The organism is Olleya sp. NP1-10 (assembly GCF_055804415.1).
The window spans coordinates 2,597,184-2,614,653 of record NZ_CM147840.1; the positions used below are offsets into that span (position 1 = coordinate 2,597,184).

General features: G+C 30.1%; 17 protein-coding genes. 1 reads left to right on the forward strand and 16 read right to left on the reverse strand.

Translation table 11 applies throughout. The annotated features are described in order from the left end of the window. Positions 1-118 precede the first annotated feature (118 nt). The 14 genes from AC0L4B_RS12150 to AC0L4B_RS12215 all read right to left on the reverse strand — a co-directional run bounded on the left by AC0L4B_RS12150 (position 119) and on the right by AC0L4B_RS12215 (position 15,090). Entirely contained in the window at positions 119-1,180 is a 1,062-nt protein-coding gene (locus tag AC0L4B_RS12150) for a DNA methyltransferase family protein (RefSeq protein ID WP_473437150.1), read from the reverse strand. Beyond that, the gene (locus AC0L4B_RS12155) at positions 1,177-2,025 is read right to left on the reverse strand and encodes a hypothetical protein (RefSeq protein ID WP_473437151.1); all 849 of its coding nucleotides are present in this window, start codon (positions 2,023-2,025) and stop codon (positions 1,177-1,179) included. The genes AC0L4B_RS12150 and AC0L4B_RS12155 overlap by 4 nt, the downstream gene beginning before the upstream one ends. Positions 2,026-2,028: 3 nt before the next feature. Next, entirely contained in the window at positions 2,029-2,229 is a 201-nt protein-coding gene (locus AC0L4B_RS12160) for a hypothetical protein (RefSeq protein ID WP_473437152.1), read from the reverse strand. Positions 2,230-2,390: 161 nt separating this feature from the next. Beyond that, positions 2,391-3,716 carry an ORC-CDC6 family AAA ATPase gene (locus AC0L4B_RS12165; RefSeq protein WP_473437153.1) on the reverse strand — a complete coding sequence of 442 codons (1,326 nt, stop codon included), beginning with the start codon at positions 3,714-3,716 and terminating at the stop codon, positions 2,391-2,393. 340 nt (positions 3,717-4,056) lie between these two features. Next, positions 4,057-4,998 carry a carboxypeptidase-like regulatory domain-containing protein gene (locus tag AC0L4B_RS12170; protein WP_473437154.1) on the reverse strand — a complete coding sequence of 314 codons (942 nt, stop codon included), beginning with the start codon at positions 4,996-4,998 and terminating at the stop codon, positions 4,057-4,059. 314 nt (positions 4,999-5,312) lie between these two features. Further along, complete coding sequence (locus AC0L4B_RS12175; RefSeq protein ID WP_473437155.1) at positions 5,313-6,113, reverse strand: hypothetical protein; 801 nt, start codon at positions 6,111-6,113, stop codon at positions 5,313-5,315. A 416-nt stretch (positions 6,114-6,529) separates the two neighbouring features. Next, complete coding sequence (locus AC0L4B_RS12180) at positions 6,530-7,729, reverse strand: GTP-binding protein (RefSeq protein WP_473437156.1); 1,200 nt, start codon at positions 7,727-7,729, stop codon at positions 6,530-6,532. Beyond that, positions 7,729-8,208 (reverse strand): DUF4625 domain-containing protein, encoded by a 480-nt coding sequence (locus tag AC0L4B_RS12185; RefSeq protein WP_473437157.1) that lies wholly within the window; start codon positions 8,206-8,208, stop codon positions 7,729-7,731. The genes AC0L4B_RS12180 and AC0L4B_RS12185 overlap by 1 nt, the downstream gene beginning before the upstream one ends. A 54-nt stretch (positions 8,209-8,262) precedes the next feature. Further along, positions 8,263-9,036 carry a DUF4625 domain-containing protein gene (locus AC0L4B_RS12190; protein ID WP_473437158.1) on the reverse strand — a complete coding sequence of 258 codons (774 nt, stop codon included), beginning with the start codon at positions 9,034-9,036 and terminating at the stop codon, positions 8,263-8,265. Between the two features lie 40 nt (positions 9,037-9,076). After that, positions 9,077-11,413 carry a TonB-dependent receptor gene (locus tag AC0L4B_RS12195; protein ID WP_473437159.1) on the reverse strand — a complete coding sequence of 779 codons (2,337 nt, stop codon included), beginning with the start codon at positions 11,411-11,413 and terminating at the stop codon, positions 9,077-9,079. 149 nt (positions 11,414-11,562) lie between these two features. Beyond that, on the reverse strand, positions 11,563-11,871 hold the full coding sequence (locus AC0L4B_RS12200) for a hypothetical protein (RefSeq protein ID WP_473437160.1): 309 nt from the start codon (positions 11,869-11,871) through the stop codon (positions 11,563-11,565). A 216-nt stretch (positions 11,872-12,087) separates the two neighbouring features. Continuing rightward, positions 12,088-13,758, reverse strand: a complete 1,671-nt coding sequence (locus tag AC0L4B_RS12205; RefSeq protein WP_473437161.1) for a PhoX family protein — start codon at positions 13,756-13,758, stop codon at positions 12,088-12,090. 51 nt (positions 13,759-13,809) lie between these two features. After that, on the reverse strand, positions 13,810-14,298 hold the full coding sequence (locus tag AC0L4B_RS12210; RefSeq protein WP_473437162.1) for a hypothetical protein: 489 nt from the start codon (positions 14,296-14,298) through the stop codon (positions 13,810-13,812). 27 nt (positions 14,299-14,325) lie between these two features. Next, a complete protein-coding gene (locus AC0L4B_RS12215) occupies positions 14,326-15,090 on the reverse strand; it encodes a hypothetical protein (RefSeq protein WP_473437163.1) in 765 nt (254 codons plus the stop codon). 208 nt (positions 15,091-15,298) lie between these two features. Here AC0L4B_RS12215 and AC0L4B_RS12220 point away from each other — a divergent pair, with 208 nt between their 5' ends. Further along, positions 15,299-15,580, forward strand: coding sequence for a hypothetical protein (locus tag AC0L4B_RS12220; protein WP_473437164.1), 282 nt, complete (start codon positions 15,299-15,301; stop codon positions 15,578-15,580). Between the two features lie 178 nt (positions 15,581-15,758). Here AC0L4B_RS12220 and AC0L4B_RS12225 read toward each other — a convergent pair whose 3' ends face one another. Both AC0L4B_RS12225 and AC0L4B_RS12230 read right to left on the reverse strand, forming a co-directional pair. After that, positions 15,759-16,763: an SH3 domain-containing protein gene (locus AC0L4B_RS12225; RefSeq protein ID WP_473437165.1), complete on the reverse strand. Its 1,005-nt coding sequence runs from the start codon at positions 16,761-16,763 to the stop codon at positions 15,759-15,761. A gap of 264 nt (positions 16,764-17,027) precedes the next feature. Next, complete coding sequence (locus AC0L4B_RS12230) at positions 17,028-17,432, reverse strand: MerC domain-containing protein (RefSeq protein ID WP_473437166.1); 405 nt, start codon at positions 17,430-17,432, stop codon at positions 17,028-17,030. Positions 17,433-17,470 lie beyond the last annotated feature (38 nt).

Genomic DNA, 17,470 nt, shown 5'->3' on the forward strand with positions numbered 1-17,470 from the left:
ATTTTTTAAATAAAGTATTAAGTCTAATTATAGTATCTGTAAGATAATTGAGTTTATAAAAACTCCACTCAAGTGTTGTTTTACTGAAGGTTATGAAATTGTTTATATAATTCTAACTTCACATTCTTTCATTTAATATATCATTAATTGAATCAATAATGTCATATTTACTTAAATAAAAGGTTGTTAATCCTTTACGTTTAGCCAACAACGATTTTTGTAAAATTAAATGTTCTTTATCATCTAAGATTATTCCTTTTAAAAGGTAAAAATAATCAGATACATATTTATTTAAAAAGTCTTTTTTTATAGAATAAGAATACCCTGTATTTCTGCCAACTCTCAATATTAAACTATCATTTTTAGTAACTATTAATTTTTCATAATTAGGAGCTTTTTTAATGAACCTTTTAGTCCTATTCCCTCCTATTTTATTAGAAAAATGCAAAACTTCTTTATAATCTGTATTTAAGCTAATTAATTCTTCTTCTTTAATTAGTTTAGAATTATCAATACCTCTTAATAATTCAAAGCTACTTTTTTTATTATTACTAGGTGTTATAAAATCATTTATTATTTTATTATCATTAAAACATCCTAAAAAAATTCTTGTTTTTACTTCACTTCCTGAAAAATACTTTTCAGAATCACCAATTTCAATATTATCAAAAAACTGAATAAATATGTCTTTGAATTTTCTTAAACTTTTAGAACTAAAGAAATTTTCTGGTATTATGGCTCCAAAATAATCTCCTTTATTTAGAATACTTAAATTTGAAACTAACATAAAAGCTTCAATTCTATTTGTTTTAAGAGCTTCTTTATATATTAAAGTATATTTTTCGATAAAATTATTATTAATACTTTTATTTATATTTTCACCAAAAGGAGGGTTTGCTAAAACGATTTTCTTTGATTTATAGTTAATTGTTCTTTCTAATAAATCATCTATAATTAATGCATTTGCCTGATGAAATTCATAATTAATATTGTCCTTGACTTTATTAATGTCAAAACCAACTAGTTTTATGTCATTCCATTTTTTACTTGCAGCTTCTAAAAAGTTGCCACTTCCAACACAAATATCTATGGCTACTTCTGGTACAAATTCAGTTGGAATCATTGAAACAATATCAGTTGCTACTGATTTAGGAGTATAATATTTAGACCAGTTTTTCATAAATCATTATAAAATTGTTTATACAAGTCATATGCTTCTCTCACACTAGAATGCCCACTAGGGGTTGAAACTTGAGAAACTAAATTATCATAATATGATTTGAATAATTTTCTATCTTGACCATAATGCCATTTCCAAATTATATTTGTTAATTTTATACTTTTAGGTTTAGTATCATCACATATTAAACGATGTAATAACTTATTAAATATAAAATTATTTACCTCTCTCACTAAAGATATACATATTGCTTGACAATCTTGGAGATTTGCATAATTTAAATTTAAAGGCTTTTCAATAGAATTAGAATGGTTATCTAATCCTAGTGCTATTGCATTTTTTGTACCTAATTTACCGTACCTATGCACAAGACAATGTCTAATTTGACAAACTTTAGAAAATTCATTTAACGCAGATTCTAATCTGTTATCAATTTTACCTTTTAATCCTAAATAATTCTTTAAAGATTCTATGATATTCTTTTTCCCAGCAAATGAAGCCTCTTCTAAAATAGCTTCAGGCATTAGTTCAGTTTTATGACTAATAGCTGCTCCATATGTAATAATATGAAGTTCACATTTGGTTTTACTTTTTTCATCTATAATAATACATTTTCTTATTACCTCACGCATATAACTTTCAACAGCTGAAATTAAACCTAATATAACTAAATTGGCAGTTAATTTATTGAAATTTAATGGGTCTACGAGTACACTAAGATTTGGGATTTTTCCTAAAAAAGTATCAATCGGAGGAGTACTTCCTTCTGAAAAAGTGTTATCAAACATGGACTTAGTATCTAAGTCAACATAGCTCGAAGTTGTATTTGCATCAATATTTAACATAATTTATGTAAGAAATTCTTCAACTACTTTATCTATACGCTCCATTATATTAGCAGATGTTTTAGGACCTACTCTTTTTATTTTTATAAGTTCTGAACTAGGGTTTTGAGCAGAGTAAAAATCTTTTATTTTAATGAAATTAGCTTTTTTTACAGCTTTCAATTGAAAAGGAGTAAATGGTATTATTTCTACATCTAATTCCATACAATTTTCATATGCTGATGATACAACTAATTCTGTTCCACATTTATGACAGAATCTTTGGTCATCTTGTATTCTAATAGTATTGCAATTATTACACGGAGGTAAATTTAATTTAAGTTCTGTTAATTCATTACTCTTTAAAATCGACTCGTATTTACGTCTTAAGGGATGTTTTTTTCTGGATTTAACAATCTATTTAAAATCTTATTTGAATCAAAACCTCTACCAATAGTAAAGGCTTTAGCTTTAATTAAAAATAAAATATGAGGCGTGTATCTTTCGTATTCACGACCACTTCCATGACTAACATTACTAGTGTGTTTATACATTAAACCTGCTTCATTTAAAAACTGAGTCATCCTTTCTATCATTCTATTTGAATCTACTTCAAGACCAATAACTAAGTTTTTTTCATCTTTTAAATCTTTATTAACCAAAGACATCTCTAATATTACTTTTTCAAAAAAAGAATACCCTATGTCAATAATATTTGCGAATTGTGGTATTTTTTTACTTAATGAAGAATATTCTGCTTTTATTAATTCTGAATGTAAATCAATAACCTCATTAAACTTGGATTGTTTAGTTGTTTTAGTAGATTGCTCAAATGAACGAATTAAAAATAAAAATGCTCTAGGAATTCCAAATGATGCAAACTTTAATAATTCAACAATATCTGAATCTATATCTTCAACATATGATTTTAACCTTTTTTTAATTAAATTATCCATAAAATCAGAGTATGCAGACATGTTTTCGCTTACATTAATCCAACATTCAATTTTTTCTGCATCATGACCTAAGTGGAATTTAGTTCCATATTCTGTTGTTCCAGGATAAACAGAAGCTTTTGGGGAAATTCTCATAGATTTTAGACTTACAAATACTTCAAAAAATTCAACTAAATAATCTGGAGTTAATGTTAGTGCAGCATCATCAAGAAATATAACGGCTCTTTTTCTTCCTGATATTGTTATTAGTTTTTCTATTAATGATTGAACAAAAGATACGTTTAAGGATGAAATTAATTCCTCATCTTCAAATCTAGAAAATCCTTTCTCTGCTTGCCCAATAAAATCATTTAATTTTTTTTCATTTAATTGATTTGGGTCTAAAACTAAATCACTATCCAGTTTTAAATATTTACAAAAATCATGAATAGACAAAATAATTTTACTAAGTACCCAAGTATTAAAAACCTTAATAGCATTTGGTGCTCTAGATAATAAGGGTTCTAAGTGATAATATCTATTAAAACTAATATATAGTGAAACGGGTTTAGTTTTATCATCCAAGCATTTATAATGTGCAGCTAACATCTGATGAGTTTTACCAGTTCCTCTTGGGCCTATTAAAAGCTTAGCACCAGTTCCAGTAAGTTTTTTCTGTATATTATCAAAATATTCACTTGATATAAACCAATCCTGTATTTGGTCCATTTCAAGAAAATCTGATCTTTCTTCTAATTCTTTGGTTTCTTCAATCACTGCTAGATATTTAACTCTAAATTCAAATTAAGTATACAATAGATAATTAGTTTAGAAGTTTTATTTGGTAGACTTTTATTCATTTAATAAGTTTTCTACTGATCTGCCATCTTCTTTTAATTAAGATGATGTAAGCATAAAATCTTCAATAATAAATGTATAAATAAAACAAATAATATATTAAACTTTTACTATTGTTAAAGTTGCATAATTAATGAATATTGCTTTACAAATATAGAGTAATTTATGTTATATAATAATTTTCATATTGTTGAATTTAATATTATAATTATTATTAATTATAGCTATAATATAAATTGTTGGCATTAAATATTATGTTTTAGGGTTTAAGAATTATACCCATTATATATGCTGCAGAGCTATCTTTTGAAAATGTGCCATTTATAAAAAAACCAACTTTTTCAGCAATTGGAAGTATCATAGAGCAATCTAATGTTACTAAACTACCTTTATCATTATTGAAGATCTTTTGATAAATATTACTATCAAATAAATAGAGTGAAATTCCAGTAGATAAAGTTAACGCTCCTTTGTTTTTAAATCCTGTAATTTCCATTTCAAGACCAGCTGTAGATGCTGATTGTGCTAATGTTTCTGTTTCATTATTTTCTCCTATTTCATCAAAACTCGTTATACGTAACCCTGTTTGTATAAATTGACGAAAAATAAATTTCCCATTATCATAGAATATTGGAATATTTTTTGATTCGTGAGTATAACCTAGACCTACAGAAACACCATTGATGGATTGCGCTAACTTCTTAATATCTTCATTGTTATAATCTTCTTTTTTGTCAAATTTAAAATTACCGATATTACCAATTATACCAAACATATGTTCTTTTCCTAACCCTTCAATTAAATTTATACTTACTGAGGCTGAACCAACAAAGAAATTATCATCGGTATCTCCAATAAAATTATATCCAATTTTAGCTCCGATCCAATAATTTTTAGAAGATACAGAACTAGAGATTACTTTTTCATCTTCATATTCATCGAAAAATTTAATATTAACTTTGTTATCTCCATTCAAAGTAACTTCCTTAGTTACAAAACCAGGATAACTAATAATAAGTACAGAGTTCTCTAAAATCTTTTCCAAAACAAAATTACCATCAATATCTGTTTGAGTGAAAGTGTTTGTTCCTTTGACTATAATATTTGCTTCAGGAACTGGAATATTACCAGAATTTACTACTGTTCCAGTAATATCAATAATGGATTGAGAAAAATTAAAAATAGGTATAATTAATACCAAAAAAATATATTTGTTTAAATAAAGTGCTTGTTTTCATAATTGGTTGATTAGTTTAAAGTATAAATAATATTAAGATTTTACTTAGATTCAAATATTTACATAATAATGGTAAGTATTAAGTAAAAATTACTATTGCTAAATCGCTAATCGGGAGAATTAATCACTGTATTTCAGGTGATTATGCTAAAGGTAGTAAAAAATATAATACCAATATTAAGTATCAACCAAAAAAAGCAACCTTAATACATTAAGATTGCTTTTCTCACACATAGGTTTCCACAAACCTTATGTAGTTAAATCTGTTGCTACAGACGCTAACCAATACTCGCTATTTTCATAGCATTATAACTGGCAAGTTCATATAACAAACTGTTGATTTGTTGGTAAAATATAACACCAACAGCATTAATAACTGCTACGGTTGCTGGTAAGGCTGCTGTAAAGCCTAAATCTACACTTAGACTTGTATCTGCGCCTACCATGCCTGTTATAGGTATTTCGTTACTATAGGCAATGCCATTAGTTTCATTTTCTAATTCATCTGTGGCTTCATACTTCCCTAAAGGGGTGTTAAAGCTGTAATCGCTTAAAACAGTACTAACCATTACAAATTTAAAATGGGTCGCACCTTCGGGTGCATTCATATAATTAGAGACATTAAAATCAGGAACCACCCAACTGGCCACACTTCTATTAGCATCCAAAGTTGGTGCTGTATTTGGTGCATAAAATATAGCATCTAAAGGTGACGTTTTGTTAAACTCAAAACCCTCTAATAACGCTTTATTGGGTAGCATTTCAAAAGCACGCTGACCTCTTAATCCAGAGCCAACAGAATTTATCTTTTTCATAAGTCCTGTTATGCGACCAACAATACTGGTATCGCTCATGCTTTTTATAATGTTAGAAAATCCCATTCTTAAAGATTTACCAATTCGTGCAGAGGCACCAAACTCACTCATGTTTTCACGTGTGCGTTTAAAGGCAGGATCATTTTTTATCCTGTTTTTATCCACGCCTCCTGTTGTTCTAATTAAATCCTTTCCGTTGTTGTTGTAAAATGTAAGTCCACCTAGACTTCCTTTTAACTTGATAAAACCTTTTAGCTTTGCCATAATTTCTAAATTATTATGAGCCAACGCTATAACTTAATTTTAAGCTTTTTTATAGCGTATTAACTCTAGTTAAACAATGTCAATTCTTTTACCCTAAAAGAATCGATAATCATCAATAGGCCTATTGATATGCGTTTGGTTTAATGTGGAAATGTTGTGTGGAAAGTGGTAATAATCTAATAACGAAACATTTAAAGTGTTTAGTACACACCCAAATGCTAAAATATGTTAAAATGTATATTATAGCCTGATGGAAGCATAACCCCTACTCCATAGATACTTCATGGATACTTCATAGATACTCCATAGTAAAGCCATAGATAGTGCATGGTAATGCACCAGAGTGAACCAAAGTGATTAATAAAATAACGTCTCTTGATATGGATAACAACAAAGCAATTTATAATACAACTATGTTACCTAACAATAGGCCAATCATCCAATTGTGGAAATTGTTGTGTTGACCATTGTTTTACTTCATCATCAGTAAGTAGACAAGCGTTTAAATCGGCTATCATTTTATCTTTAGCTAAGTGTTGTCCTATAAATACTAATTCTATTTTTCGGTCACCATATATAGGATCCCAATCAGACTCGATGGTTGCTTTGTTATCGTTAAAAGCAGCATAACTCATTCGTTCGCCATATTCCATAGATGCCCACCAAACTCCTGCTGAATCTGCTTTGCAAGAACCTCCTGCCGAACTCCACAGTAAGGCTTGATCAGATCGTGACGCTAACCAAAACAAACCTTTACTTCTAATTATATTTTGCGGAAAATCTGTATTTAAATAATTTAGAAATCGTTCTGGATGAAATGACTTTTTACTTTTAAAAACCATAGAACTAATACCATATTCTTCAGTTTCTGGTACGTGCGTCTCCTCCAACTCTTTAATCCATCCTGCTGATGCTTCTGCTTTCTCATAATCAAATAAACCAGTATTTATAACCTGTTCTAATTGGACTTTAGAGTTTTGGGTGCTTATAATTTGGGCTTCTGGATTTAATTTATGGATAATAGCATGCAGCTCTTCTAAATTGTCCTTAGACACCAAATCTGTTTTGTTTAATAAAATAACATTTGCAAATTCTATTTGATCGGTTAACAAGTTTACAATGGTTCTATCATCACCTTCTATAGTCGTGAGCGCTCTTGTTGTTAAATAATCTGCACTTGAAAAGTCTTTTAAGAAGTTAAAAGCATCCACTACAGTCACCATAGTATCAATGTAACTAAATTGACTTAAGTCTATAGTCCCATCTTCACTTTCAAACGTAAAGGTTTGTGCTACTGGTATAGGTTCGCTTATTCCTGTACTTTCTATTAATAAATAATCAAATTTATTTTGTTTTGCTAATTTTTCAACTTCAACCATCAAATCCTCACGAAGGGTACAACAGATACATCCATTGGACATTTCAACAAGCTTTTCTTCGGTTCTAGATAGTGTATTTTCATTTTCAATAAACTGAGCATCAATATTGACTTCGCTCATATCGTTAACAATAACAGCAACTTTTAAGCCTGCTTTATTGTGTAATACGTGATTTAATAAGGTTGTTTTTCCAGCGCCTAAAAAACCACTTAGGACTGTAACAGGTAATTTGTTCATTAGTCTACTATTTTTAAATCTATAGAGGTTCTACTTTGCCAACCGGTTTGATCGGTTACAGAATATGCACAGTGGTAATCACCTGTATCAATGTCATTGGGAATAGTGACTTCTACATTTATCTCATAACTAGTTAATGCACCTTCTATATTGAAGTTTTCTACATAAATTAAAGGATTATTAGCAGTTTTTATTGGCTCTAATACGCAATCAGTGACTTGATCGTCATGGGTATGATGATCAAAATTATGATGAATATCTAAACTGTAAGCTGCTAAAGCTGTATTGTCTGTAACTAATGCTTTAAAAGTATATGTTTCTCCTCGTGTTAATACTTCGCAACCTTGCGGAAAACCACCAGTATAATTAACGCTTATCGTAGGCTTTATGTCATCAATAGCTGTAGAGTCATCACTAGAACAGGAAGCGACTAACAGGATAATTGATAGATAAAAGAATGAATTTAATGTGAATTTCATGTTTTAAAATTAAAACCGCATAGCTAATAATTTAGCTATGCGATTGGTGATTAATTAAGCTGTAACGTCTATATGCGTCTCGTATACTGTTGTATTTCCATCTTCATCTTCTACAGTATAAATAATATGATATTCTCCTGCTGGTGCTGTGTTTGGTACATCAATATGTTCATGAAACTCGATTGCTGTTTCTTCATGGTAACCATCTAAAAACTCCGCTTCATAATCCCATTCTACTTCACCATCGGCTAGTGTTAATCCATGCGCATGTACATCTACCGTAATATTGTGTATTCCGTTTATTGCATATATCATAAATTCTGAATGAAAATCTTCCCCTCTAACAACAGTACTGTCAATAGATACGTCACTAATAGTTATCATATCCATAATATCAATATGTCCTTCTACTTCAGTACTATTACCATTTTGGTCTGTAACTATTAACTCAATATGATACTCTCCAGAAGGAATGTTGGTTGGTACATCTATATGCTCATGAAACGTTGGGTTGATAGCCATATAACTAGCGTCTGTAAAGACTTGCTCAAATTCCCAATCTTCTTCACCATCACCTAAGGCTAAATCATGGGCATGAATAGATAATGTAATGCTACTTACTGACGCTTGTGCTGTTATATCTGCTTCAATATGGATGTCTGATCCTTTGTATGCAACTTGCTCTGTTGAGTGGGTACTGCCTTCTCCATACTCAAAATTGGTAATCATTGGTGCGTCTACTGTTACAGCATCGTCATCACTACTACAGGAGTTTAAAAAGATACCTACAAAAGTAATAATTGCTAATTGTTTTAATTTTAATTTCATAATGTTTGTTTTAATTTATTTGTATTGATTATTTTTTGTATTAGAAAGGAATGTTTAATGATAATGAGACGTTTCTTCCTGCTTCAGGAACATCTATTAACCTATAAAAACTAGTGTGATTAAAATATTTAGTATTGAATACGTTATTTAATTTGAAACGTATTTCTAAAGGATATTCTGTACTAAAAGCATCCAATGTTGTTAAAAAAGATAGATTTAATAATTGATAACCTGCTGTTATCTCTTCTGGTGGAACAATCTCTTCTTGAGCAGAGGTAATTCTGTAATCGGCTATTAATTGTAAATCTTGTAAAAACCACCACTTTTTAAATTGATATTTAGCAGATAATAATCCTGATAATGGTGGCGAAAATGGTAGCGTGAACCCTTTTTTAGGACCACTCTCTTGCCTAGAATACACATATTCTAAAGAAGCATCAAGTTGTAGCTTTTTTAATATAGTGGTACTGGTATTAATCTCTCCTCCCATTCTAAACACTTGTGCTTGTGTGTACTCATATATTTGTATGGTGTCGTAATAATTGGAAGTTGGATTTAAATAAATATAGTTTTGAAACACATTTATAAACGGACTTATACCCACAGAAAAAGAGGATGCTGTATGGTTAACTTCTAAATCTATTTGATAGGATACCTCTGGATCTAAATCCAAATTACCTTTCTCGTAACGATACATATGGTAGTTAACACCATCCGAAGCTAACTCATTAGCCAAAGGCATTCTAAAACTTCTGCCTATATTTAGCTTATAATTAGTCTTGTTTTTTATGTAACTAAGACCTATTGATCCACTTATATTACCAAATGTTAAGGTTTTATTTTTTGAACGTTGTAAGTAAACATAAGATGTAGATCCATCATTATTATTTACAGTGGAGGGATACCAATCAAAATAAGCATTAGTATCTACTACACCAACATCATATCGTATTCCCGTTAATAGGTGAAAATCTGGGCTAATTTTATATTGATTATAAGCAAATAAACCAGCTGTAAAACGATTATATTCTGGAATTAAAAAACCCCAACCACCTATGTTATTATCTTGATACTCTAGATTTGCTCCTAAAACCATGTCGTGCTGGGTATTAGTCTTAAAAGCATCACGAACATTTAACGAATAAGTGTTTTTACTAAACACACGTTCTTGTGTATCTGGCGGTGTTGGCATATAACCATGCGGAACGGGTTCAGAGTGTTCTTCCCTATGATTATTTTGATATCCTAAATCAATATGCCAATCATGTGTATCGCCTTTTATAGTAGTATTATTGGTTATTTTAAAGTGATTGACTTTATGATATGGAAGATCAATATCTCTATTAGAGACATCATAATCTATATTAGAGCTTCTAACTTCTAAACCATGGGCATTAGCAAAAAAACCATTTTTAGCATTTACGTTACTTAAAACTGTTTCTGTCGTAATACCGTTTTTTACATAGCCTAAACTAAAACTAGCGTCGGCTTCTTTTCCTGCTGTATTTCTTAAATTATTATCCTGTAAATTAAATATGTAGTTTTCATATTTAATTTGATTGGTCGGGACTTTATAATCACCATAATCTCTATAGGTTAAACGCCCACGATAAAACCAATCCTCTTTTCTTGTTTTAATACCGGCAGACACACCTAATAAATCATTATTGCTTTCACCTAAAATATTAAGCTCTCCTGCAAACGAATGTTGTGACGGAATTTTGTTAGGTTGAATATTAACAACACCTGCTATAGCATCTGATCCATAAAGTAATGATGCTGGTCCTTTTATAATCTGAATACTTTCTATACCATGTTGATCTATTTCTAAACCATGGTCATTTCCCCATTGTTGCGCCTCGTGTTTAATACCATTTTGGACTACAGCAACTCGATTAAATCCTAAGCCTCTAATAACTGGTTTGGACTGTCCAGAACCTATGTTTATAGTGCTAACTCCTGGAAGTTTACTTAACGTTTGCATTAAACTGTTTTCTCTGTTACTTTTTAAAAATGCTTTAGATACTGTTTGACTAACAATTGGAGACTCTAAAAGTTTTCGTGCTTTAGTTTTTCCGCTAACTTCTATTTCATCTAGTTCAGTATTAAATTCATCCAATAAAATTTTTACATCACTTATATCATGATTAACTTCAATAGATATGGTTTTGGTTTCGCAACCAATATGAGACACTTTAAATGTGTGTATGCCTTTAGTTAGGTTTTGTATCGTAAAAGCTCCAGTTTGTGACGATACCGTAAACAGATTATCACCATAAATGTTAGCGCCTTCAGCAGGTTTTAAACTATTACTATGTAAAATATATCCTTTAATTTGAAATGAATTTTGAGCAATAGAGATTGAACATATGCCCATAAAAAGACATATGCTCAGTAGTTTTTGAAACATATTAATGTAAAGTAAAATTGTATGTATTGTTTTTGATTACACAGGACAAATCCCATGTAGTCATAGCGATAGTTGTCTTTTTTTAGAAAAGACAAACACGGTATAATTAATAATAATTAAACGTGATATGGTGGAGGTCTACCAAATAAAGCGTGTTTAACGTTTGTGGTAACAAGACTATAAGTATAGTGATTTGTTATTTCTTTTGAAACAATAAAAAGAACACGCTCTAATGTTACATAGTTGTCTTCAGGTAATAATATTGGTGTTATATTGTTAATGAAGCTATCCTTGCAAATATCACAAGTGTGTTCTTCATTATCGTGATCCGAATGGGTCAAAGCATGAAGGTTTGTTATTTTCAGTAATAGAAAAAGAACAAGTAGTAAATAAGTAATATGTGTTTTAATTAAACTAAGCTTCATTTTTTTGAGAATCCATTCGGATACTTTCAAACTGTTTCAAATAAATAATTTTTGTAAATATATTATCTTATCAGTTATAATGCAACTTGGTTGCGTTAATATTTTTGATAAAATAACAAGCTTTATATATGGTGTTGTAGCACTGTGTTTTAGCAATATTAAAACGATTAATAATTTTAAACTGACTAAAGCTTATATCATTAATTGTTAAGTATTTTAAAGTTGATTTAGTTTATTCATTTTTTCAATTAAATCTCCAGTAATAGCAACTACTGCTGGCTTCGGAATATTATCATCATCAAAAGGCCATGTACTAGTAGGATGACTTAAATTTTTAGTTTGTTCTCCTGGATGTTGTACACTTAAAAACAAGGTTTTACCATCTGGTGAAAACCATGGTCCTGTAAGTTCGGCATCTGTAGGTGCGGAAGCAACTCTAATAACTTTACCCGCATCCTTCCCTATTCTAGGGATGACAAACAAGCTATTGTTTTTAAAACTTTGGTAAGGTTTCCCAGCTTTGTTTATAGCGCTACCAGACATATCTGAAGTCATCCATAAGTTTCCGGATAGGTCAAATGCTAAGTTATCTGGACATGAAAATCCATGGTCTTCTCCTCCTGCTAAATAGGTAGAAGCCTTAAATGTTAAGGCATCAAAAGTACCATTGGTTTCTTCTATTTTTAAAATTGAACCATGAAAATCTCCTTTAGGTTTGTTATTAGTTAAGGTAATAAAAATATGACCTGTTATAGGATCTATTTCAATGTCTTCTGGTCTGTTTAATTTTGTAGCACCTAATAATTTTGCAGCTTCTCTTGCTCTTATTAAAACCTCGGTTTGATCTTTAAAGGTTTGTTTTAAAATAGGTTGGTTTTCCCAATCTAAGGCTAACCATTTACCGTTTATTGTATCTGCTACATATAAAATCCCGTCTTTTAGCGAACTTGGTTTTGAGGATATAAATTTATATAAATGTTCATCATTTCTATCATCTGCTGTATAAGCCACAACACGTTTGTCTTCTAACTCATATAGCGTACAACATTCGTGTGCAAAGCGACCAAGTGCTATATGTTTTTGTGCACTACCATCTTTTGGATTTACTTCTACAACCCAACCATAATGCTCTGGTGGATAGTTGTAAAATTGTTCCCAACCGTAATAATTACTGGGTACATGTTTAGGTTGGTTATTGTCATTGTATACTGTTTCTCCAAAAAAACCATCGTAGTTTTCTTCACAAGTAAGAAAGGTTTTCCAAGGTGTAATACCTCCAGAACAATTAGCAAGTGTTCCTTTAACAATGCTTTGGCCTTTAATTGGTGTGTCCCAATTTAATTGAATTGGTGTTTGTGCTGTTATGCGTCTATTATGTGAATCATTTTTTACAATTGACCAAATACCGTTTTCCTCTTTAATTCTAACAATACTTCCACCTACATTATACATCTCCAGATCAACCTGCTCTTTAGTTCTAGTAGGCTTTGGTATAGCGTATGGATTATAATTAGAAACATACAAAGGATGTATGTATTCATGATTTACCCATAATAGTCCGTCTTTTGGGTTAGTATCATCAAAAGGAATAAAACAAGTAAAATCATTATTAAATCCAAAAGTATCAGTGTCGCTAATATGATCATTCCATTTAATAATCGTATGGTAGTCCAATCCATTAGCTAGTAATAAGTCGTCTTTATCAGAAGCAGTTAAGCCTTCTAATACAACGTTTTTTAGTATTTCTAACCGTGTCTTAGAAGTTAAGTCAAAAGTTGATGTTGGTGTGGCTGTGCTACCACAACTGATCAAAAATTGTGGTGCAACTACTGCTCCTATACTTGCTTTACCAATAAAGGAAAGAAATTTTCTTCTATCGTATTCCATACAATTTGTATTTTAAAAGACTAATATTTAGTATTTAATTGATTTTAAATTTTAATTAAGATGATGCTTTTCTAAACAGATTAAATCTGAATAGATATTAAGGAATCGTCCCAAATCTCTATTATATATTTTTCCTTGTATTGTAATAGATGGATTGGGAAGTAGTAATTTTAATTCTTTAATTTTTGTATTGAGATAGTAAAAAAGAATAGTAAACTGCGAATTACTATTTTGTACCGTTTTATTAGACCATTCCTTTTGTTTATCTATTTCTTTGTAGAAACTGTTTAATGAACCTATATTTGAAAACTCTCTATTTCCTAAAGCATCTAATACAATTTGATTATCCTTTGATAGTACAAATTGGATGTTTCTAACGTTTTGTTTTATAATAAGTTGCTTAATGTAGTCTAAGGTTGCAGTATCATATATAAACGAATTTCCTAAAGACTCATAAAAATAATTCTCATAACCAAAAGCATCATTTATAATGGATTCTAGATAATCTGTTGGACATAAAAGAAATAGAGTGTTTTGCATAAAATAGATGATTTGTTATAGTAAAAACTATAAGTTTTTAAAGGCTTCTGTTTCCAAAATAGACACCGAATTAAAATCGTTTGGGTTTTCTGTGTCTATAACATCAAAGTTTCTAACATCAACATAATCATTAAAGGCTTCACTTGTATTAATAATTACTCCACCAAGTAAAAATATTCGCTTACAAGTAAATTCTTTAATACTCATTTTTACCAGTTGTTTTATCTGTGTATCTATGGCAACATAAGTATAGTCAGTAATAGCTTTTTTTGGGTTTTCAGCATGTATAATTTCATGTTTAAATGGCATTAATGATTGCTCTAACTGAATTTGTTGATGATCATAATGTACATTTTGTGGTACATATGTCGGTTCTTCATCACTCTTTTTAAACCGTTCCAAAGCTAGCATTAAAGCTCCACAGCTATTTGTTAAACGGGATTGACCAATTCTACGCATACGTCCTAATTCTCCCTCATCTGTTATTCCTATATGTGGTCCGTAAAAAATAAAGGCATCACCATCATCCGGAATGTGGTGAGAAAAAGCGACCATACCTGTAAATCCTGAAAATGGTAACCCTCCTAATCCTCCCATAGTAAATGGTCTGCTTAATACTTTACGGAAATCTGTTGAAACGTTAACATCATCGGAACAAACTGAAGTTGCAAATAGCATCTTTTTTAAATCCGATTTATACTCTGTTTCCAAAAGTGCTAAATAACTTTCAGTAATCTCTGCTCCTGTTTTTGCAGCTGGATAATGTTTGTTTACAGTTTCTTTAATTTTCATAATTGTATTGGATTAGATTTTTTTATTTTGAAGTTATAGTGTCTGGCCTATTATATTCTAGTTCTAAACCTAGAATATTACTTCATATTTATTCTTGTTTTGTATTATGATGTCTCCTCATATGTGTATGTAAAAATAAGAACAATATTCACTAATGCAACAAAGTTGCGTTAATTTAATTTTTGATACTCTTTAAATATTAAACAGTGTGGTTATAAATAACAATAGTGCTTTCCTTAAAAAGAATATAGATAAGCAAATTGAGCTTGGAGATTGTGCGCCTATTAGCGGAATAATTAATGCATTATATACAGTATATCATCGATTGCTTTTAAACGTTATTATGAATCTAGTCAATAACGAAAGGACTTTTACCAAAATAGTAATGGACCATTTTCTTTCGCTTATTGATAATACAATACAAACCCTAATGAAGCACTACAAATTAATAACACACCTAATGACCTTGCAAGGCATACTTATAAGTTAACTTTAAACGTTAATTGACGATTACATACAGGTAATGATATTAGCATCACATGAAGAGAAAGAAATCTATTACTTTTTCGATGTATAACAATTTAAGGCAGATATAAAAAGCCATAGAAACCAAAAAACCTTCGTTACTAACGAAGGTTTTTTTATTATTAAATAAGAGGTGTAACGGTTTAGTTTTTTGAGGTAAAGTAACCAAAGACCCAACCTTCGTTACCATTATAATCAATTTTATACCAGTTACTACTATTCCCTCTTAATGTTTCATAAAGTCCCTTTTCTACTATATTACAAACGTTTCCTTTTTCTAATTGAAACACAACGTTATCAGCATCAGAGTCTGGTGAGCTTCTTACATTTAAAACCTCTGTCGTAATGTATAATTGATCAGAACTAATAGAAGCATCTAATTCAGAAAAATCCTCTTCATAATCTTCCTCATAGTCATCTTCATCATCATATAATGCATTTTGTACAATATCTATTAAACTAGATTGTTGAAACGCAGGATTGTCAACAATTAACTTAAGCTTTTGTTGTTGCTTAGCACTAGTCTCTTCAGTAATCGCTCGGTTATATAAAATGGCTAATTTAATATCTAAGTCATCATATATAAAGTCACTTGTTTTATTAACCCAACCTTCTGTGTCCTTTTTTAAGCCTACAACTTTTTTCCATTCTCCTTTGTCTTCGTTTAAAACAACAACAATGTTACCTCTAGTAAATTTATTACCCATAAATTCCATAACATCAGGTCTTTTGTAAATAGCCAATGGGCTTTTAAGCACTGCTAATTTACCGTTTTCAGAGAATAAATACTCATAAACCCATCCTACTTGACCGTCTGATAATTCAATCTTTAGATATTCTTTATTATCACTTGCTGTTTCTTTTTCGCCTAAAAACTTAACAGTTTCTCCAAAATAAATAGTTTCAAGGTACTTAGCCCCTTTTCTACCAGCTATGTCGCGTAAACCTACTTTTGGCCATAAGCATATTAAAGAGTTATCATCTTCTGAAAAACTCGAGGTATTTACGTCTAAATCGTTACCACTTGTTGCATCACTACTAGTCTCTGTATCTGTAGACGTGGTTGATGATGCTTTGTCTTTACAACTAACGATTAAGGCTAGTAATAAGATCATTAAGTAATACTTTTTTAATGCGGTTTTTTTCATTGTAATTGGTTTATTATTGATTTTAATAGGGATAAATATAGTTTAATTAGGATGGATACAAAACGATTTAATAGGGTTTTGTAATAAAATAAGCACATTATTAATAATTACTGCAATTAGAAGTTTTATATGCAATAATATTAAAGATTTTAAACGAATGATATAATCTTTAAAATACGGACTTAAATCTAAATACATAAAAAAGTAGGCACTTACAGCATTAAAATTCTGCATACAATAGCTAGAAGAAATGCTGTATTAAACTTATGAAGTTTTAGTACAACAGCTATCTGTGTTACATTTACAGTACTTACGATTATACAAATGTAAACTCACTAATGCCAAAGCAGGAAAATAGATAGTTGCTTCTGGTAAAGGTAACAGTTCTATTTTTTCATTTATAACCACAAAACCTAAAGCAAACCAACTTAACCAAAGCATTGGTTTGATCCATTTAAGATCTGTTGTTTTTGTAGACCAATAAATTGCTAGAAATGATATAGCTAAAAAAATGTAATCTATACTTTTCCACCAGACTGGTGTAGTTTCGCAACAAGTAACAGTGCAAGACTGAGCTATAAATAGTAAAGGGGTTGCTATACAATGGATTAAACATAAGGTACTAGCATACGTACCTAATAAATCTGATTTTTGCTTTAATACTATCATTTATAATTTTGTTAATACAACTAAGTTGCAAATGTAAA